Source organism: Erysipelothrix sp. HDW6A, from assembly GCF_011400295.1.
In the GTDB taxonomy this organism is placed as follows: Bacteria; Bacillota_I; Bacilli_A; order Erysipelotrichales; family Erysipelotrichaceae; genus Erysipelothrix.
On the sequence record NZ_CP049859.1, the window covers coordinates 1,560,988 to 1,579,797 of the forward strand.

At 34.2% G+C, this 18,810-nt stretch carries 28 protein-coding genes; 6 read left to right on the forward strand and 22 right to left on the reverse strand.

All coding sequences use genetic code 11. The features are described from left to right. Nucleotides 1-7: 7 nt before the first annotated feature. The 8 genes from G7059_RS07970 to G7059_RS08005 form a co-directional block, all read right to left on the reverse strand. The gene (locus G7059_RS07970; protein ID WP_166081556.1) at nucleotides 8-484 is read right to left on the reverse strand and encodes a hypothetical protein; all 477 of its coding nucleotides are present in this window, start codon (nucleotides 482-484) and stop codon (nucleotides 8-10) included. Then, nucleotides 471-1,241 carry a hypothetical protein gene (locus G7059_RS07975; RefSeq protein ID WP_166081557.1) on the reverse strand — a complete coding sequence of 257 codons (771 nt, stop codon included), beginning with the start codon at nucleotides 1,239-1,241 and terminating at the stop codon, nucleotides 471-473. Before G7059_RS07975 ends, G7059_RS07970 begins: the two co-directional genes overlap by 14 nt. Before the next feature lie 161 nt (nucleotides 1,242-1,402). Next, on the reverse strand, nucleotides 1,403-1,579 hold the full coding sequence (locus G7059_RS07980; protein WP_166081558.1) for a hypothetical protein: 177 nt from the start codon (nucleotides 1,577-1,579) through the stop codon (nucleotides 1,403-1,405). Between the two features lie 84 nt (nucleotides 1,580-1,663). Next, the gene (locus G7059_RS07985) at nucleotides 1,664-2,083 is read right to left on the reverse strand and encodes a hypothetical protein (RefSeq protein WP_166081559.1); all 420 of its coding nucleotides are present in this window, start codon (nucleotides 2,081-2,083) and stop codon (nucleotides 1,664-1,666) included. 570 nt (nucleotides 2,084-2,653) lie between these two features. Further along, nucleotides 2,654-4,618, reverse strand: coding sequence for a phage/plasmid primase, P4 family (locus tag G7059_RS07990; RefSeq protein WP_166081560.1), 1,965 nt, complete (start codon nucleotides 4,616-4,618; stop codon nucleotides 2,654-2,656). A gap of 13 nt (nucleotides 4,619-4,631) precedes the next feature. Further along, nucleotides 4,632-4,943: a hypothetical protein gene (locus tag G7059_RS07995; RefSeq protein WP_166081561.1), complete on the reverse strand. Its 312-nt coding sequence runs from the start codon at nucleotides 4,941-4,943 to the stop codon at nucleotides 4,632-4,634. Continuing rightward, the gene (locus G7059_RS08000) at nucleotides 4,924-5,088 is read right to left on the reverse strand and encodes a hypothetical protein (RefSeq protein ID WP_166081562.1); all 165 of its coding nucleotides are present in this window, start codon (nucleotides 5,086-5,088) and stop codon (nucleotides 4,924-4,926) included. The genes G7059_RS07995 and G7059_RS08000 overlap by 20 nt, the downstream gene beginning before the upstream one ends. After that, nucleotides 5,081-5,254 carry a hypothetical protein gene (locus G7059_RS08005; RefSeq protein ID WP_166081563.1) on the reverse strand — a complete coding sequence of 58 codons (174 nt, stop codon included), beginning with the start codon at nucleotides 5,252-5,254 and terminating at the stop codon, nucleotides 5,081-5,083. The genes G7059_RS08000 and G7059_RS08005 overlap by 8 nt, the downstream gene beginning before the upstream one ends. A 197-nt stretch (nucleotides 5,255-5,451) precedes the next feature. Here G7059_RS08005 and G7059_RS08010 point away from each other — a divergent pair, with 197 nt between their 5' ends. Further along, nucleotides 5,452-5,655: a hypothetical protein gene (locus G7059_RS08010; RefSeq protein ID WP_166081564.1), complete on the forward strand. Its 204-nt coding sequence runs from the start codon at nucleotides 5,452-5,454 to the stop codon at nucleotides 5,653-5,655. An 84-nt stretch (nucleotides 5,656-5,739) separates the two neighbouring features. Here the strand turns inward: G7059_RS08010 and G7059_RS08015 are convergent, their stop codons facing one another. The 13 genes from G7059_RS08015 to G7059_RS08075 form a co-directional block, all read right to left on the reverse strand. After that, a complete protein-coding gene (locus tag G7059_RS08015; RefSeq protein WP_166081565.1) occupies nucleotides 5,740-6,090 on the reverse strand; it encodes a hypothetical protein in 351 nt (116 codons plus the stop codon). Continuing rightward, the gene (locus G7059_RS08020) at nucleotides 6,087-6,419 is read right to left on the reverse strand and encodes a hypothetical protein (protein ID WP_166081566.1); all 333 of its coding nucleotides are present in this window, start codon (nucleotides 6,417-6,419) and stop codon (nucleotides 6,087-6,089) included. The genes G7059_RS08015 and G7059_RS08020 overlap by 4 nt, the downstream gene beginning before the upstream one ends. A 164-nt stretch (nucleotides 6,420-6,583) precedes the next feature. Next, nucleotides 6,584-6,724 (reverse strand): hypothetical protein, encoded by a 141-nt coding sequence (locus G7059_RS08025; RefSeq protein ID WP_166081567.1) that lies wholly within the window; start codon nucleotides 6,722-6,724, stop codon nucleotides 6,584-6,586. Next, entirely contained in the window at nucleotides 6,717-6,908 is a 192-nt protein-coding gene (locus tag G7059_RS08030; protein WP_166081568.1) for a hypothetical protein, read from the reverse strand. Before G7059_RS08030 ends, G7059_RS08025 begins: the two co-directional genes overlap by 8 nt. Then, nucleotides 6,901-7,203, reverse strand: coding sequence for a hypothetical protein (locus G7059_RS08035; RefSeq protein ID WP_166081569.1), 303 nt, complete (start codon nucleotides 7,201-7,203; stop codon nucleotides 6,901-6,903). The genes G7059_RS08030 and G7059_RS08035 overlap by 8 nt, the downstream gene beginning before the upstream one ends. After that, nucleotides 7,190-7,342 carry a hypothetical protein gene (locus G7059_RS08040; RefSeq protein ID WP_166081570.1) on the reverse strand — a complete coding sequence of 51 codons (153 nt, stop codon included), beginning with the start codon at nucleotides 7,340-7,342 and terminating at the stop codon, nucleotides 7,190-7,192. The genes G7059_RS08035 and G7059_RS08040 overlap by 14 nt, the downstream gene beginning before the upstream one ends. A 58-nt stretch (nucleotides 7,343-7,400) precedes the next feature. Further along, nucleotides 7,401-7,865 (reverse strand): hypothetical protein, encoded by a 465-nt coding sequence (locus tag G7059_RS08045; RefSeq protein ID WP_166081572.1) that lies wholly within the window; start codon nucleotides 7,863-7,865, stop codon nucleotides 7,401-7,403. Next, entirely contained in the window at nucleotides 7,865-8,914 is a 1,050-nt protein-coding gene (locus G7059_RS08050; RefSeq protein ID WP_166081573.1) for a YqaJ viral recombinase family protein, read from the reverse strand. Before G7059_RS08050 ends, G7059_RS08045 begins: the two co-directional genes overlap by 1 nt. A gap of 14 nt (nucleotides 8,915-8,928) precedes the next feature. Next, nucleotides 8,929-11,559, reverse strand: a complete 2,631-nt coding sequence (locus G7059_RS08055) for an ERF family protein (protein WP_166081574.1) — start codon at nucleotides 11,557-11,559, stop codon at nucleotides 8,929-8,931. Further along, nucleotides 11,556-12,836: a DEAD/DEAH box helicase gene (locus G7059_RS08060; protein ID WP_166081575.1), complete on the reverse strand. Its 1,281-nt coding sequence runs from the start codon at nucleotides 12,834-12,836 to the stop codon at nucleotides 11,556-11,558. Before G7059_RS08060 ends, G7059_RS08055 begins: the two co-directional genes overlap by 4 nt. After that, nucleotides 12,829-13,440 carry a hypothetical protein gene (locus G7059_RS08065; protein WP_166081576.1) on the reverse strand — a complete coding sequence of 204 codons (612 nt, stop codon included), beginning with the start codon at nucleotides 13,438-13,440 and terminating at the stop codon, nucleotides 12,829-12,831. The genes G7059_RS08060 and G7059_RS08065 overlap by 8 nt, the downstream gene beginning before the upstream one ends. Then, the gene (locus G7059_RS08070; protein WP_166081577.1) at nucleotides 13,428-13,721 is read right to left on the reverse strand and encodes a hypothetical protein; all 294 of its coding nucleotides are present in this window, start codon (nucleotides 13,719-13,721) and stop codon (nucleotides 13,428-13,430) included. The genes G7059_RS08065 and G7059_RS08070 overlap by 13 nt, the downstream gene beginning before the upstream one ends. Nucleotides 13,722-13,736: 15 nt before the next feature. Beyond that, complete coding sequence (locus G7059_RS08075; RefSeq protein ID WP_166081578.1) at nucleotides 13,737-14,132, reverse strand: helix-turn-helix transcriptional regulator; 396 nt, start codon at nucleotides 14,130-14,132, stop codon at nucleotides 13,737-13,739. Between the two features lie 667 nt (nucleotides 14,133-14,799). Between G7059_RS08075 and G7059_RS08080 the strand changes: the two genes are divergently transcribed. Beyond that, nucleotides 14,800-15,321 carry a hypothetical protein gene (locus G7059_RS08080; protein ID WP_166081579.1) on the forward strand — a complete coding sequence of 174 codons (522 nt, stop codon included), beginning with the start codon at nucleotides 14,800-14,802 and terminating at the stop codon, nucleotides 15,319-15,321. Between the two features lie 133 nt (nucleotides 15,322-15,454). Here G7059_RS08080 and G7059_RS08085 read toward each other — a convergent pair whose 3' ends face one another. Further along, nucleotides 15,455-15,679 (reverse strand): helix-turn-helix transcriptional regulator, encoded by a 225-nt coding sequence (locus G7059_RS08085; protein WP_166081580.1) that lies wholly within the window; start codon nucleotides 15,677-15,679, stop codon nucleotides 15,455-15,457. A gap of 151 nt (nucleotides 15,680-15,830) precedes the next feature. Here G7059_RS08085 and G7059_RS08090 point away from each other — a divergent pair, with 151 nt between their 5' ends. The 4 genes from G7059_RS08090 (at nucleotide 15,831) to G7059_RS08105 (ending at nucleotide 18,781) form a co-directional block, all read left to right on the forward strand. Then, the gene (locus G7059_RS08090; protein WP_166081581.1) at nucleotides 15,831-16,238 is read left to right on the forward strand and encodes a helix-turn-helix domain-containing protein; all 408 of its coding nucleotides are present in this window, start codon (nucleotides 15,831-15,833) and stop codon (nucleotides 16,236-16,238) included. Between the two features lie 302 nt (nucleotides 16,239-16,540). After that, nucleotides 16,541-17,113 (forward strand): hypothetical protein, encoded by a 573-nt coding sequence (locus G7059_RS08095; protein ID WP_166081582.1) that lies wholly within the window; start codon nucleotides 16,541-16,543, stop codon nucleotides 17,111-17,113. Nucleotides 17,114-17,152: 39 nt separating this feature from the next. Continuing rightward, nucleotides 17,153-17,551, forward strand: coding sequence for a YxeA family protein (locus tag G7059_RS08100; RefSeq protein ID WP_166081583.1), 399 nt, complete (start codon nucleotides 17,153-17,155; stop codon nucleotides 17,549-17,551). A 99-nt stretch (nucleotides 17,552-17,650) separates the two neighbouring features. Next, on the forward strand, nucleotides 17,651-18,781 hold the full coding sequence (locus tag G7059_RS08105; protein ID WP_166081585.1) for a tyrosine-type recombinase/integrase: 1,131 nt from the start codon (nucleotides 17,651-17,653) through the stop codon (nucleotides 18,779-18,781). Nucleotides 18,782-18,810: the final 29 nt, after the last annotated feature.

An 18,810-nucleotide genomic window follows, 5' to 3' on the forward strand; every position in this document is an offset into this window, starting at 1 on the left:
GACCTCCTTATTCTACTCCCTTTAATTCAAATGCGTGCCATATAGAAATTGCAATAATAAAACTAACGAAAATATACACAATTAGACATGTTAATAACACTACATTTTTTACTCCAAACAACAGTAATATATAATTTGTCCCTAAAATTGCAAACATAGAAATGGTAAGAGAAAAAATCGTATTCATTAATTTTATTCCCTCACTTATACTATACTTTTTTATAAAACCGCATCTAATTCTATTTGGATATCTATCACCCAGACTCTTTACATTGATTTTATCAATCACAAGAATAAAGAAAGAAGTCAAAATACCCATTCCGTTGAGAACCTCTGTAAAAACTTGATCAACATTTAACACATTATATTTTCTTATAAAAAAATATAAAGCAAAGGATAATAGTATCAAAAATATATGAACTGAGAAATAGGAACTTCTGTATAATTTATACATCTTAATGAAAAAATTTTTAACTATTCTCATTATTACCTTCCTCTACTAAAGAACTAACTAAATAACCAAGTTTTAAGTAAAGCTTATCTTCCCAACTACTCACCTCTGGAAGAACAAGAATTTCTTTCGAAATTTTTGAACTAAGTTTTACTTCATTCCCATCTTCGTCAAACCCTTTTGCGGTAATTGTAATCAATCCTTTTTTACTCCTAGATGCTATCTTCTTAAACGCATCTTTCTTAAATACTGCTCCCTCTTTTATGAAATTGACTTCGAAAACTGTAGATGCTACTTGAGACCCATCCTCGCACAAATCTTTAAACATATCTTCTTGACTACTTAATATCGATATATCATCATCCATACCTATTTGCCCACTTGGTGTAGTTTTTATTTTAAGTTGTCTTAGTTTATAAAAAGAATCAATGTCAGTTACAAACATGATTTCTTTATAATGTACATCGAATAATTCCATTAAAACTATCCTTATATCAGTCTGATTTCCATCATAATATACATTTTTCGATAAAGTATCAACCACAATAAAACGACACTTAATCAACTTTTCGCCTCTTGATGCAAGTCTATCTCCCAATGACTGCATGGTACCCGTTTGTTGCAAAACTCCATGGTCGTTACTTTGTGATTCAATTATATGTTTATATGCGAAGTAACGACCGTTGGCTGACTTATCTTCTTCTAAAATTCTGTTTTCTAAAATTGTATTAATATTTACTTCATTTCTCCTAACTCGTTCACTTTCAATTGTCAGAACTTTTAGCTTCATTTTGTGATTCCTTTCTCATATTTACTTCCATTATACACAAAACCCACTGAGAAAGGGAGCGGGTCTGTATTTTTCTATGTAGAAAGGATAACATAGCTGTGGTTGTTGTTTGGCTCAATAGCCACATTACCATAATATCACGTAAAAGTGGGGCGCGACGGTCACTTTTTACTAAAAGGTACTCCAGTTGCACCAATAATAAACGCTACCACTCCTAAAATAAGCCAGTCAGTGAAGTAAACAACAATTCCAGCGAGAACAAATCCCCTTAGAATTTTAACGAAGTCATCTTCAAGTGAATTGAAAATTCTTCGTTCACTATTCTTTCTGCTCTTCACATGAATTACCTCCTTTTCTTCATTGTATCAATCTAGTTAATACAATTACACAGATGAACTGTACTTTAGATGTTTTCTACAAATCTAAAACTGTATAAGTATATCATCAATCCTTCTTCTTAACTTTTTCTCTGAGCAAAAGTATTCTAAAGCCACTCGCTCAATGTGTACCCGATTAACATATACTTTAGTTACTATTTCACGTTCTTCCTGTTTGAGGTTCTCTAAAAAAAACTTCACTCTATCGGTCCGATAACGAACATTAGCAAGATCATACTGATATTTTTGTAGCTTATCGCGTAACTCTTGCTGACGAACAGAATGACTCTCACCGGAAGATGTTGTGAACTCAACCATTGCTCCAGGTGATTGAACTCCCTCTAGTATCGTTTGTAGCTGAAGTATCTTATCATCAAAGCCACGACAGACATTTAAGAGATACTTATAGTTTCTAAGCTCTGCCTTAGCATGATTGATATGAGCTCGCTTGAAGTCTACCCTCATTATTTATCACTGTCCTTAGCAATAACACATAGTGATGTTACAAACATCCCAAGCATCCCTCCCAGGATGAAACAGATTATATTTCCTAACATTATTATCCACTCCTTTTTTAGGTATTACATTCATTACTTTGACACTAAATTTCCATCACTAACGACGTCCAATGTATTTCGTGTTAATTATATTAAAAACAATCCTTTCGAAAATGCCTTTTGCCCTTCATTCAATTTTTCCTAAGTTGATGAAGTGTCTCATTGACTCGTGTCTTTTTTGAGTTTCACACTCTCTCCCTATAGGTGTACTATTTATACCCTATTTTTTGTAATTTTATAGTATTTTATTGCTATTATTCTATATTTATATACTACATATCTTCATTATGGGAAGAAAGATATAAGACACAAGACACCTAATAATCTAACAACTAGTAAACAGTAGGTTTTTCTAAAATTTATGTGTCTTATTACTTGTCTCATTGTCTTATTAGTATTGATTTTAGAAAAGTTATGAGACACTTGCTCTTTTTAAGGTAAAAAAGATATGAGACACCAAAACAACCGTTTTTTCGAGTTATGAGACAGCTTTTTCAACGAAATAGTATTCTCTTTTTGATCCTTTTCCTGTCACATCATCACCATATCCTGTACGTATTTGCTTAGTGTCAAGTTTTACGTATGTACAAATTTCATTAACAAATTGACGTCTTGAGAATGGTTTTTGATACCCCGCTTCCACGCACCATAGCTTGTATTGTTGGTACCAATACACTATGGGTTCATGGGTTAACTCATTGACACTGTAACCACCTTCCTTGAGCCATGTGAGAATACTCGATGACTCAATTTTATAAGCCTCATTGGCTTTCGTAACCACTTCAGGAACGATGAATTTACCACTCTTACGTAACGATTGATAACCCTCAATGGCAAGTCGTAGTAAGTAATTAAGTGCTGATTGTGTCGTAACTTTCTCCAAGATATTAGGGTCGAAATCTTTATCCTTACTTGTAAATGTTGCATTGAACGGTAATATCGTAATGCGTCGTTCCATCCCTAATGACTTGTCGCCAAACGATGGCATCTTGTTTGTAGAAAACCACAAAGTCGCATAGTTATTCAGTTCAAAAGGATTCTGGTTCTTACGCTCTACAGTCACTCCTTCGCCCGATACAAGCTTTTTAAACTTACCAGTATCTTTAATAGTTAAAGTTGGTATATCATCACCAAGGTTCACGAGTTTGTTCTCAAGCTCTGCCACCTTAAACTTATCTTCTAAGTCAGTAAGACTCAGAGTGGATACATTACGATAACCGATGAGAGACTTTACCATCTCTAATATTGTTGACTTACCATTGGACCCACCACCTGATAAAAAGAAGGCTTGTTGATATATAGTATTCTTACAAAGACTGTACCCAAGTATCTGAGTAAAGAGTTCAAATAACTGATCATCATTTATAAATACTTTCTTTAACACATTATGAGTATATTCATCATACGCATCGGCATCATACTCAGCATTGACTCTTGAGAAGTCCATATATTTTGAGTTATGAGGTGTCAGTCTTTGTTTACGTAAATCATAACGTCCATTCATGAGATTAATCGTATATTCATCACTTTCAGGTTCACTAACATGTGTGATGATTTTAATGTATGACATTACTTCACTGCGCTGCCTCATGCTGATTGCAGGAAAGAGTTCCATCATCTTCAGCATGATGTCATTGTCTGTATCTTGATAATAGCCATCTTCATAAACATATGTGCGTGCATGATAGGTAACAATTTGCATATCCTTAATAATCATATCGGCGAATACATTATGAAGAAACTTACCCTTATCTGTAAACCATGATTCGTGATTACCATTAACTGTTTCAAGAGTCTCTTCATCAACAAAGGATTCATCTCTAAGTATCGTCTCTAACTCTGATAATTTTAGAGAATCCTTAAGCACATACTTATTAATAAGCGTTATTGTTTCAATAGCTTCTTCACGCGTATACCCAGCAGACTGTAGGGTGAGTATGTACTCATATAGAGCCTGATTACGACCATCTCCATCTGAATACCCCTTGAATAGATATTTGCTCCCAGTAGGCCTTAACCAGCGTGGTAACTCATCGAGGTTTTTAAACGGTGTTCTCAGCTCCCAATCGAACCAAGCACCATCGGCTTTAATTCGCGTGTATGACAGCTTAGGTTCACCATTTGCTTTAATGCCCCATGATCTGTAATCGACATAGAGCGTAAGTCCAACTTTAGCGGTTGTGTTATTCTTAATTGATTTGGAGGTTTTGAACCAGAAGTGATAACCACGACGCGTCTTCATGACTCGTGCCTTGATACCTTCTCCCCTAATAATATTAAGAAGAATTTCTGCTTCTTCACTATCGTCAACATCAACTACAACATAAGGCTCTTCAACCATCATTCCAACATCATCAACATCACTTATTTCTTTGCGAGTAAATGTAGTCGTTAACTTATGAGCGGGCGTTTTCTTGCCTGGTACAATTTTTATATATTTCATTGGCTCACCCTCTCTATTTATCTGTTTGTGTTCTTACACCATTAATATCATCTAATAATTTTAAAACTTCCATTCGCATTAACTTATACTCATTAACATATTCTTTTAGAGTAAAGACTCGCTTACTATCTATTATATTGCGATTAATGTAACTATCCACAAGCATTGGTACATCATTATAAGCAAGTACTGTAACAATTGGAGTATCTAGTGTTGACCCGTCCTTTTGATTTACAAGTGTCGTTTTACCTTCATCTCTTACAAGCTCATAGGATGCACCTTGACCAGCTCTGATGTAATACTCGTCATCGAGAATTATTTTCATATTGTTTCCTCACTTTTTGTATCATTTCATTTACTTCAGCCTCACTAAATACTTTAGGATCATTCATATGAGTAAAACCACTTAAGAACAGTATCAGTATGCTGCCACCAACTCCAATTAAAATACCAAGTAATAAGTCATTCATCTTTCTTTACCTTTCTATAATAGAAACACTTGTAACGTCTCTCATCGCGTTTTTTCATGGTTTTTAAAGTGTAAACTACCATTACTATTGCAAACACAGTTCCAATGACTACAATAATAACGAATAATGAGACGAGAATGTTTAATGATGTTTCTAGATTAATCATTCCTCATCACCAACAACCACATACGTCTCATGGAATACGTCAGGTTTATATGGGTAAAACTCACCATAAATTCATTTATTAGTTTTTCTGCTCTATACATATTTTCTCCTTAATATTTTATTTTATTTTAGAAACTTTTAACACTCTATGTGTATTCTTTGTGATATAATTAACCCAACAATATTTGGAGGTTAACTATGAGATTTAAAGTTTCAGGTGACTTGGGTGGAATGATTGTGATACTAGCTGTTTTTGGCGTTTCATTTGGTATTTGCTCTTGGATTGTTGAAACAGCTTATCGTTACCTGGGTAAGAGCATTAATTCTAGAGGTTCATTCCTTTTACAGTTTATTTTATCCGCATTATTGGCTGTGATAGTTGTATCTTTATTAGCATTGTAATTTGAAGGTGAAAACCTTCTTTTTTTATTTAAATCAGCAGAGTCTATATCTAACAACTACTATCAATCACTATTCACTTTATATTTATTTCTGCTTCTTAGGACTAAAACACGCTAGAAATTGACCTAATGGAATGCTATCGTCCCTGTACTCGTTTGTTTGTATATATCCCTCAATGATTTTTGAGATGGTAACTATTTGACCTTCCTTGATTTCTCCGGCGCTTTCGTAATATTCTGTATCGTCATATGACCAATTATTCGCATCACATACCCATTCCGAGCCTACAACTAATTTATCTTTACGATTAAGGTAGTCATCAATTTCAGAGTATAACTTCTCAACTTCAATTAATTCTTTTGGATCATTGTAAGTAATATCAAACTCTTCAGCTTGAAACATTAGTCTTGCAAAATACCATTCTGCTCTATTCATATCCACCCTAGCTCCTTTAATTTTTGATGTATTGCGAGGTGTAGTTTGTTACATACAAAACTATTGTCACCATGAGCGTTTGTCATTATCCAATATTTCTTACTATTAAGATTGAATGTTATAGTTTGATACTTACCTTCATATCTTAATCCTTTCCCGATATACCCTAAGTCACTAAACATCTTATCTGCTAGATTATCACTTTGCAGTTCTACACTGTAACAACGCTTCTTGTACGTGTCTTCTACCACACGAATAGCTTCGTCCTCTGAGTTTGCTCGCACTTTTACAATTGTTCCATTATCTAAAATACAGTGATACTCATTCATACTCCACCTCCACGCTGTAACCCATATAGGGTAACTTTTGAGTAATCATTGAATTGACCACTTGAATACTGAAAGCCAATTCTTCATATACTTCGTGTATATCGTTTAAGTGACCCAGTATCTGGTCGTAATATTTTACGGTATACTTTACTTTTCGTCGCATATTATTTATTCTCTTTATCTTCAATAAACACGGTAATAATTATTTGTTTAACAAGGATAATCACAAGAAGTGCAACCACAGCAATTAATGTACACAGCACAAGTCCGAACAATATATTTAATAGTACATCGATGTTAAACATGATCTTTATTCTCCACTTCATATATCAGCCTATTCACAATCGATATAACACTCAGTAGTGCAGAGGATAACAACTCAATCGACTCTTTATTATTCAATCTATTTCTACCACTTTGAATACTTACTTCTTTGACTGTGTCATACGCGATATTCAATGTATGTTTCATCTGAGTCGTATTACTCATAATCTAAAATCTCCTTTATTATTGTTTTAAACGATTCATAATCATAAACTACATACGTTAAACCTTTGGCTCTTTGTATTCGTTCAATGAAATGCGTTTGTAGCTCTGTAGGCTTGTTTTTACCTACCTTAAGTTCAATAGCTACAAACTTACTGTTAACGTTCAGTAAGATGTCACTAACGCCTCTAGAAGCAAATGCACTACCGTGCTGGTTGACGGCTACAATTGGATAACCGTTCTTTTCTTGATCACGGCACCATCTCAAACACTTCTTCTGTAAATCAGTCTCTTTCATATTCAATCTCATCTTCAACCAGATAATAATCATCAAGTAAACACACTGGACACACTGTCATCGTTACATTGTGTCTATCGCCAAATTGATTAGCTACACCATAAACTTTCTCATAGGTCGTATGAATGTTTTCAGGCATCGAAAACTCACAATTGCAATTATTACATCTGAACATAATATCTAAGACAAAGAGTGGGTTAATCCCACTCCTCGTCGTCCTCGTCTTCATCTACTTCAGGTTCAGGAGCTGGCTTACTATTCTTTTTCGTTTTTGAAGTAAATACATCTGTGGTTGAAAACATTTCTTTAATGTTATAAAACATTTTGATGTTTCCATCCTCATCTTTTTCATCTCCTTCTACTCCAATAATGTTGGCGCGAATATATTTACCAACAAAATCATCCGTATCATATTCTTCTACTCCAGGCAGTACTCTACTTGCTAGAATATTTAATGCAGTCATTGCGCCTTCATTGATTTTACTTCTTTTTTTAATTTGATAATTGTTACTAATTCCCTGTCCTAATTCATTTTGAAAATAAACAGTGATTTTTCCAAAATCATCCATTTTGTCATCTACTTTGGTAACTTTGAGAAGGACTTTCTCACCCTCTTCACTAATCCAACCGTTTCCCGTATTTGCATTTGTAAATTTTGCCATTATTTAGTACCTCCTATATTTTTAATTGACTGTCTAATGGTTTCTTTTGTTTCTACATTCAAGTATTCTTCGTACAGTTTAGGGTATGATTCCTTGAATGCTTCTACATCAAAGGACTCAACATCCTTAACTGTATTAGAAAGCGTAATCTCATACTTTGAACTGGAAACTACTGCTTTTGTGTCTGTTTCTCCAAATTGTGTAAGGAGATACTTTTTTATTGCACTTTCAGAGTCTTTAACTAATTTCTCCACTTTTTTCATTTCATCAAGAAGTGGCTTGTTTTCATCAATAATTTTTAAATGAGTCTCTATTGAATCGTCGATGTCTTCTACCACATTTGTACGAAGTATCTTTAATATTTCCGCATCCTTCTTCTCATCGAAATCAGGACTAACTTTACCTTCGATATGTTCTTTGTGCCATTTTTCTGCTAGTAATATGTACTGATTGATTTCGTCGTCATCTAGTCGGAATGAAATTATCTTTACTGTTTCTTCACTTGCAATAAACAAACTTGGATCATCGTAGATATCATCACTCAAGAAAGCTACTGCAAAAAGTATGTTCTTAACCCCAAGAAGATGAGCATAAAGCATTGCTTGAATCTTGTAGTAGAGTGGAATATCCTCTTGCCAATCTTCAGCTCTCTTGGTTGTCTTGATTTCAATAACTCCCCTAGGCTTACCAGTTTTCTCACTAACTATGAGTGCATCCCACATACCACCAAATATCTTGTTCTCAGGGTAATAATCAAATCGACGTTTCATAAAGTCCTTGCCCCAGTACTCTTCACCATCAATTACCTTTCCAACTTTAATAGTTCTTCTTAGAAAATTAATGATTTTTGGTTCAATTACTTTACCAGCGATAGTATAAATCGTATCTTCAAACGGTGGAGAGTAAACCTTGGTCATATCGCACCAAGTTGCAAACGGAGTATTCCAATTGTTTAAACCTAGTATCGCCGCAAGACGCGTGCCAGTTACCTTCTTAACTCGTCCTAACTTCCCCACCTCAACATTGCTATTTGTAAGCTTATATTCCACTGTGAGCACCTTCTTTAAATTTCATCGATTTCGTCCTCTAGTCTCATTATTAATTCTATTGCGACATTATTTGTAGGTTTTGATTTCATAATAGAATTGATTTCTTTTACTAAGTCGTTATGCTCACCAGTTTCTTTAAGTTGGTCACGGAGGTCTTTTATGATTCTTTTATTCTCTGCTGTAGCAAGTTCCTCAGTCTCCATAATCTCTTCTTTAATTTCGTCACGTTTACTTGGAGCCACATACGCTGTTTTCTTTGGTTTAGGAAGTGGTTCATCAGCCTCTGGATCGTTGTTATCATTAATCAAGAAGTTAGTACTGATAAAGTATTTAAGTGCTCCTGTGAGCGCTTTGTATATTCCTTTATCACCCATATCTGCTCCCTGGCCAAACGCATAATAGAGTCGTTCCTCATTCGTATCAGTATCAATTAATTTAGCTTCAACTTTTACTTCAGTTAAATGCTGCTTAGAGGTTATATTTTGAACAAAGTTAGTTTCAATTGGATTAAATACAAAATCTAAGCCAACTTGTTCTATCGCAGACTCGAAATGTTTCTTATACTGTGCTTCTGTAATATAGTTATATTCTTGGTTAGTGTTAGTTCCGTCTTTTTCCCATTGGACTCTTGATAGGATTTTACGAATCTCAAATATTTTACTCACTATTCCTTGTACTTCTGTTTTACTCACGACAATATCCTCCTCTTCGCCCTTAGCGATAAAATCATCATATTTCTTCTTAGTAATATCCTGAGCTTCATTCCATTCATCAGAAATGATATCGCCCTTATTAAATACACGAACCTCATCATCGAGTTTCTTGTATGTTTTACGCTTTACAATTTGTTGTAATTCTTTACCCAATTCACTTTCTCCTTTTCCAATAAAGTCATGAATTCGTTTTGTTGCCATATTGATATAGAATTCCTTATCAATTTGGTCAATTGTTACCTCATTATTGTTGTCAATTAAACAACGTTCAGGTAAACTTGCAATCTTATCTTTACGCATTGCTTCGTGTTTGATTTTATAAAGTGTTCCATCTTTGTGGTCTTTGCTTGCGTATACTCTGTTAACTCTATTTACTTCAACCATTCCGTTGTGACTTTCCCACATAACCTGGTCATATGTTCCACCAGCTTTAGCAATCATTTGAAAGTCTAATGGATCATTACATTGATTGATGGTTACTTCTGGACTAATTCCTTTGATGAAGTAATCAACAATTGCCTTTGAAACTATGACAAGGGATCCATTCTCAAGTGTTCGACCACCGTATGTTGCAAGATATCCACCTTTTGTTTTAATTTTCCCGTTGTCCATTTCGACCATGTAGTTGTTAACGTCTTTTTGATGAACTGACTTAATCAAGTCATATTCAAGTGTAATCCGTGTTCTTTTCTGCCACTCATCAAAGACTTCATAAACTGCGTCATTGTCTTTCTTTGAATATTTGAACATGATACCGTCAGTGTTTGATTGAATCAGTTTGAAACTTTTTATCTTCATCTCTAATTTTTCAATCAAATCAATTAAGAGAAGCTGACCAGTAATACATACACTGTTTGCCATTCGCGGGTCATAAAGTGCATTGTATTGGTTCTTAGAAGCCCCATAGGTCGTATTGTTAACGAGTTTCAACGGTTTCTGTTTTGCAGTGTCTCCAATTGATTTATAGTACACACGGTCATTACAAGACTGCTCAAAGAGTTCAGGACTTTTCACAGCTCTTGATAGAAACTCATACTCATTCATCATGGATGGATAAAATTGAAGTCCATCAGCATTGATAATTATTGAGTCATCATCAAGTGTCATATGAAAGTTTGGAAGTGCACCGTGCAGTCCACCCCAGGCAATACGGTGTTCAATGTCTCCAATGAGAACATTTCTGTAGGACTTATACTCTGGGTCAACTTCACTAAAGAAGTCATTGACCTCATCGTTAACCACTTCTATGTTTTGTGGTCTTGAGTAGACTGTCTCATCACTCCAAGTGAGTGGTTTAGCATATCGTCCTACTAAATATGCAGCAACAAGTTTCGCATTAGTCATTGACAATGCATTTCTCTCATCGATACCCGACATCTCGCCTAACATAATTTTAGTTTGGAGATAGTCTTGCCGTTCCATGAATACTCTCTCCGTCGCATCAACATCAAACTTGTTATATTCAATGTTTTCTTCCCACTCTTTATCAGTGAGTGGTCTATCGATATCAAAAGGAACACTACTCTCAAGTATCTTCATACCGAGGTTTCCTTCAATTGCTTTAAGTGATAACGACAACATAAGATCATCTCTACTATCAAACGAGTCAAAGCATTTATATTCACCTTTGGGAAACTTATACCAAAGCCATGCTTGCTGTCTGTCATTTATGATGAAATCGTTCAACTCTTTTATTTCTTCATTAGAGAAACCAAGAGTAATCGCATGAAGAATGTGGTCATCATAGTGTTTGGAGTTAAACCCACATAACCAGATATTGTTACGTGTCAGCCACTCTTTAACTTTGAGTCCAACGCTTACATCCGTATGCTTTGAAATGAACGTCTTATACTGTCCTCTCTGATTTTTAAATACTATGGACCAGCCATGTTTGAACACTTCAACGTCGTAGAATGTCACACCGCTAATCATGGTCGTTCTCCTCTTCTTATAAAGTCTAGTAACACTTCTTTACCAAAATCACTTCCTTTGGCAACAGTGTTATAAATCTGTGTTTCTAATGTTCCTTTTGTAAGTAAATAATAGTAACTACATTTCGAGTTCTGACCAATACGATGAATTCTATCCTTTGCTTGGTCGTTCACTGTACTACTCAGTGTTGGTTCGTAGAAGATAATCGTGTCACTTGCAAAGAGGTCAATTCCTGCGTTTGCGGTTTGATACTGGCAAACGATAACCTGTTCCGTTTCATCACTTTGAAACTTCTTCCAGATGTTTTTATCCTTCTGGTCACCATCAAGAACTAAGTGCTTAATATTACTTTTCTCAAGATAGTGTCTTATTGATTTTATAGAGTGTTTGAATTCAGCAAAGATTACTGTTTTCTTATCTCCTCTTGCCTCAAGTAGTTCACCAAGTATTTTCAACTTGTCACTTTTTAATGAGTGAATTTGACCTTCTTCATTTACGATAAACCCACTGGCAATTTGACGTAGCTTAATCGTTCGTACTAAAGGATTACTTGCTTCGATTTCTAACTCTTTGATAAAGTTATCCATCATCTGTTTGTAGAGTTTCTTCTCTTTAAGTTCAACTTTAATTACTTCATCTGGAAGCTTATCTGGTAAATCAAGACATTCTTCCTTGGTTATGCGATAACAATGATTATTGATAATCTCTATTAACTCGTCAGTGTTTCGGTACTTGTACGGTTTAAAGAACTGGTTTAACAAGCAATAGCGATCACTGAATTTCTTATATGTATTAAATATTGAGTTATCAAGAAAATCATATTGAGCCCAATACTCTTCCAAGTGGCCATTACTCATGGGTGTACCTGTTAAGATATAACGATACTTGCTACCATTTCGAGCCATCTTTCTTACTGCTTTCGAACGTTTACTCGTTCTATGTTTAATTGAATGACTCTCATCAAGTACAATGCAGTCCCATTTCTTCTCGTATATTTCAGCTCTTCGCCACACTTTGTCATAATTAATGATTTCAAGTTCACCAATTGACTCTCTACGTCTCTTTGGGAGCTTATCGAGGTCCCTTGACCAGCTACCTAAGGTCGATAGTGGAGCGATGATAATCGCGTTACTAATCAAGCCGTGTTCGAATAGGTAAGCAAGATGGAATAGGATTGGTAATGTTTTACCACTTCCCTGGTCCATAAAGAGAGCGAAAGCATTGTTTTGCATAAGATGCTTACGCGCCACTACCTGATGTGAATATAGCTTAATCATTTCTCTCAATTACCATACCTGGTTGTTTACCAATTACAGAGTGAGTGGTGAATATGTCATAACGCTGTTTATCCTCGAAACTATTACCCCAGGTACATGTCCCACATTTATCAAGAACAATACCTGTATAGATAACATTGTTTAGTTCAAAGACCACTGTGTCGTAGAGTTGGTGGGTTCTAAATCCAGCTCTCACGTTACCTAAAGAAGTGTGAGCAGTTGCAAGAACTACTTTATGGTCATAGAGGTACATTCCTAGATCATTAACTGTGAAATCATTTGTTGATAAACCTGAAGCTGTTGTTGTTCCACTTGAGCCATCGCCTGTGTAATAATTGGTAAATAACACATCTGTGGTAGCTGCTGTCCTACCGATTTCCTCAATCTCACTTATTAAATCCAGTTCATTCTTTATTTCTTTATTGGACTTTTGAAACTCACGAATGTCGTCGGATACCTCATTAATTTCATTTCTAAGTTTTTCCTGTACTATTCTCGTCTTGTGCTGCTGATTGATTAGATAAACCGCACATGATAAAATGAGTACAGAAAGAATGATTTTAGCTGCCGGGCTAATTGTTCTTTCCTTTTTTATTTCTTGCATTTCTCACGTTCCTTTTCTAATTCTTCTAAGTGCTTCTTATACTTAGTAAGATTGGCTTCATAGTTTCTCAGTTCGTAATTGAATTTTTTACATAATTCTGTTTCTGCTACTCCAAATTCTTTAGAATATTGATAGATGAAGAACCATGTAGGAATCTTCTTGCGATCAACAAGCTTTAATCCTGAAGCTGTCCATTTATGTTTATACTTTCTGACTAATTGTTTTGCAGTAGTTAAATAAATTTCTAATATATCTTGCACTTCACTCCATGTTAAGTTCATAATGATTTCCTTTCTCTACTTATCTAGTAAGCGTACTTTTTCAATACTGAATTCGAGTAATTCTTTAGTAATAAATGTCATAGAATGCCCTGTCAGTTTTGATATTGATTTAATTCTTAAGTACAATTCACCATTCACTGAAATACTGTGATTTAGTTTTTCGAATCCTATTTTTGGTGAGAATACTAACTGATCTGAGTCATCATTCACTACTAACTCAATCGGATTGATATAATCTTCATATGGGAGACCAAACAGAGTACAAACATCTAAGAGCTTGTTTTCAGGTATATAGTGTGAGCTTTGTCTCCAACGCTCTATCGCAGACTTAGACACATCTAAATATCGAGCAAGCTCTCTAATACTGATATTGTCTCTTTCCATTAATTTTCTTAATTCAATTTCTTTCATTTACGTTCTCCTTTCTCAATAGTTAAATTGTTTCCTCCATGCTATTATTACAATAGAAAGCTGGTGATAATATGAAACGTTGTACACACTGTGGAGCAGATACAACAATTACAGATTATGATGCATCATATGGACCGGTTAAATTAGAAATGGTATCTACAGGACATTCTTAAGTTCCACAAGAACTCAAGATAGTACCTGATACATTTATCCCTGTTCGTCCATATATGTGTACAAATTGTGGTCATCTTGATTTATTTAGATATCATCCTGAAATTAAGGAATAATTTACTATCTTGATACCTCAACTATGTATCCATTAACGGTCTTAATTGAAACATCACTATTCTCAGTAGCGGTGTTTCTTTAGTTCAAATGATGTACACACCTTCGCGATCACTGCAGGTTAACAAATTATTATTTTCTTTTTCTACAAATCCTCCATCATCATTATCATAGAAATCAGCTTTAACTGTTTTTCTATTTGAAATGTGAGTAAATGTGAATGGACCAATCCTAACTAAACTTTTATTAGGATCACTTTAATTAGAATTACTATTATTTGTTTCCATCATTTCCCCCTTGCCCTTTTTAACGTTCCAGCTACTTACTCATTTCTTTTACTTATTCACCTTGGTATACTTTCTATATAGAAAGAAGGTATTTTATGCATGTAACTAGAGAATCACTTTATCGTGATATTTATAACGTTTTAACCAACTATCAAAATGACCCCAGATCGTTTACATCATTTTGGAATAACTCAAATAAAGAATTACCCAACCATCAGGTCCTCCAAGCTATCTTTGATTACAAAATGATTGAAGGTATAAGTTACGAAAGAGTAGGCTCCGGGCAACTTAGGGGAGTTGTTCGAGATATCAATTACTTAAGCTCAAACGGCTTGCGTTTTATAAAATATTATGATAATTTCTCAAAATCTGATATTGATATCCTTTCATTACTGAGTGATAACTCGGGTCTTGTTGAATACTATGCACTCAAGGATAAACACTCAACACTCAAAAATTTTCTAACTACCATTTTGTTTATAGTTATTACTGCTCTTGTAACAGTTTTTATAAACAATTACTTTAGCCGAGATTATCAAACTGACAATCAATCTGGTCAACCAGCAATTCAACTGTCACAACACTACGTGATAGATCATCACAGCGAACAGATATGACGTTATCTGATATGTCTAGACCATATATTTTGACAACCATACCTCCATTTTTCGATATTACTTCAACCAACTTTCCTTTTGGTTTATTCACGACTTCTAGTTCCATGACTTCTCCTTTCTAGGTATAGTAAACTCAACATTCATTTTTACATGAATAATTTTCATGTTTTTTTGTAAAAAAAATATCATCTAAAGTAACTCTAAAGTGATTTGCTATTTTATTAGCGTTTCCTATTTTAATTTGGTTATAATCTTTTTCCCATGAGCAGTATGTCTGAACGCTAACTCCGACGGCTTTTGCAACATCAGTTTGACTCTGATTATTTTTTGCTCGCAACTCTTTTAGTGTGTATTTCACTCTTTCACCTCCTTACTCACATGCTACATGAATAATTTTCATGTGTCAATAGTTAAATTGAATATATTTCATGTTTTCATACAAAACATTCAAAATTACTTGATAAAATTTCAAGTATACTGTACTATTCAGTTATAAAGAGGTGAAAATTATGCACTTTGGAAAAAATTTAAGATACTTAAGACATAAAAATGGAATGAGTCAAGAATTTATTGCTGATAAATTAGGATATAAAAATTATACAACCATTCAAAAGTGGGAAAGTGACATGTCTGAACCAAGCATAGAAAAGCTAAACATACTAGCTAATATGTTTAATTTGACAATGGATGAGCTCGTGAATCACGATTTAACTCAAGCCGAAGACTCAATCTATGGAAACCACCAAGACAACTTAGACTATTTCGCAAATAAGCCTGAACTACTAGAACTATATAAAGAAATTTATAATAGTGAGTCTCTTCAACTACTATTTGATAGTGCTAAGGACTTAACTCCTGAAGCTCTTGAGTCTGTCTTATTAATTATTGAAAGTATTAAGAAAGGCGGAACGCGATGATAAAATGCATATTGGTGTAAATTTTGAAGAGTTCTGCTATAACCATGGTATATATATTAACTTGAATAATAGTTTAGATACGTTAATAAGAGGTTTTTGTTTCTATGATGGAAATGTCTACCATGTGATATTAAATAATAGATTTGACTCACAACAACTGAAGAAAACCACTATTCACGAAATAATTCATGTATTAGAGAATCATTTTTCCTGCCATATAAATGATGCTTGGGAATGTGAGAAAGAAGTTAAAGATATGATTAAAGTAATGGAATTAGTATTTGTTTAATGGAGGAACTTTGATGAATACACAAAAACGAAAATTTAATCTTTTATGGCTTTGGCTCGAAGGATTAGTTTATACCGGAACTTTATTTTTGTTCATATGGCTCACTAAAAGCTCTTTTAACGAACCTGACAATGCATCTCATTTTTTTATGAATGTAGGAGTATCCTTATTTTCTATAGTTGTCTATTTCTATCTCCTATATTTACTTATCGCCTATAAAGGTGAAAAAAAACCAACGGCTCTACCCATTCTGGCATCGTCGTTAATTTTATCTTTCCCTGTAACATACTACATTTTGACATTTGGGAATGCTTTAGTAAAAAGCAATGTGCCAAAATTAGGTAGTGCTGATGGGTGGTTGGGATTTATCGGTAACATTCTAAGTGTTCTTATCACTATCGCGGTTGTTCACCCTATGATATCTGGAAACAATAGAGAAAAAATAAATAAAGAGGACTTGGATAACCTTATTTCCAAAGAAGTTGAACGTAAAATTAAGGAAATGTCCAAAGATTCCAATTCACCAAAGAATAAAATGATTCAATTAAAAGAAGGCAACGGAATTAGAATCATTAAGATTGACTGATTATTGTAATGGAATTAATAATTTAATAGGAGGATTTTTATGAAAAAGAAGAATATGTTTATTTCAATTGTAGCGCTTGTATTATTTTTTACAGGATTGTTTTTTGTAAAACAGTACAATGATGGAAGATATGCACACGATGACTATTTTTATTATAAAGTCCCAGCTGATCAATCTACTGAAATAGAAGATCTATTTGACGACTCAGGAAAAATTGTTGATAAAGGAAAAGAGTACAAGTTTATCGCAATTAGTGAAAATGGAGAAGAAAGAGAAGTCACATTCACAATTCAAACTAAAGACTCTGAAAAGCTACTACAACCTGGACAATATTTAAAAATTGCGATGAGTAAAGAATTATCATTAAGTGAAAAAATAATTAGTGAGTCAGACGTTCCGAAATCAGTGTTGGCTAAATTGAATTCGAAAGAAAATTAAAAAAACACCGGCGGTCACCGGTGTCTAAGTACAACTTTGGTCTGACTGACTGACTTTTGTTGTACTCCAATTATAACATATAAAAGGAGGAAATGAATTATGACATTAGCTGATATTCAAAATCTATTTAAACTTTATAAAGATAGTATCGAATGGAATGATAAACGTAAATGCTGGACTTATGATTTTTATCATAATGACGTTCGTTATCAACGCAAATCAAAGAAATGGATCAAGTCTAAAAAGTATCTTGCTGAAGAGTCATTACTCGAACTTTGCGAAAATTTATCAACTAAGACTCCAATTAGTAGGATGACTTTTGAAGAAGTATTCTATGAATATTTAGATTTCAAAGTAGCACGTAAAAACACAAAGATTGGTGATAAGAGATATTATGATAATCATGTCAAATCTATACTCGGTCATTTGAAAATATCAGAGATTAAAGTGTCACACCTTGTTGCCTTTAGAAAAGAAATCACTGAAAAAAAGAAGCAGGATGGTAGCTACTACGACAATAGGTCTGTACAAAAAATGGACTCTGTTGTTAAACAAGTTTTCGACTATGCAGAAAATTTCGATTATATTGACAAAAACTTAATGCGAAGAATGCCACCACTCAAAACGAATAGACCTAATAGTACATTCAAGAGAAGATATACTAAGTATGAGGATGTACTCAAAGTACTGGATTATTTAAATGTACCTACTTATAGAGCTGCACTCGCAATATCTCTTTATACATTCATGAGACCTGCTGAGATATTTGCCTTAGATTTTGGTGATGACTTAGGTGATCGATTTACTATTACGAAATCATGGGACTCTGAGACAAAACAACTCGGGCCTCCTAAGAACAATAAAGAAAGATATGTTGCTATTCCCCACCAATTGCGTGTAGAATTAGATATGTACTATGATTCCTTAAAGCTTTATGATTTACAAAGCGATACACCGCTGATTGGAGTCACTGAGCGACAATCTAAGTCTTCCATAGATAAAGCCATTAAAAATGCGATATCACTCGCTAATGTGCCTGTATTCTCCTGGTATGACTTAAGAAGCACGATGATAACAAATATGTTGCGCTCTGGTGCTGATGCTTATATTGTTGCAAAAAACGCTGGGCATAATCAGGCAATGACGACAGATACCTATGCGCTTGTTGATATTGATGAGCAAAAAGAATTAGTCGAAAATATGTATGATAATTTATCTTCTAAAAAGTGAAAATGGTCACCAAATGGTCACCATTTTTT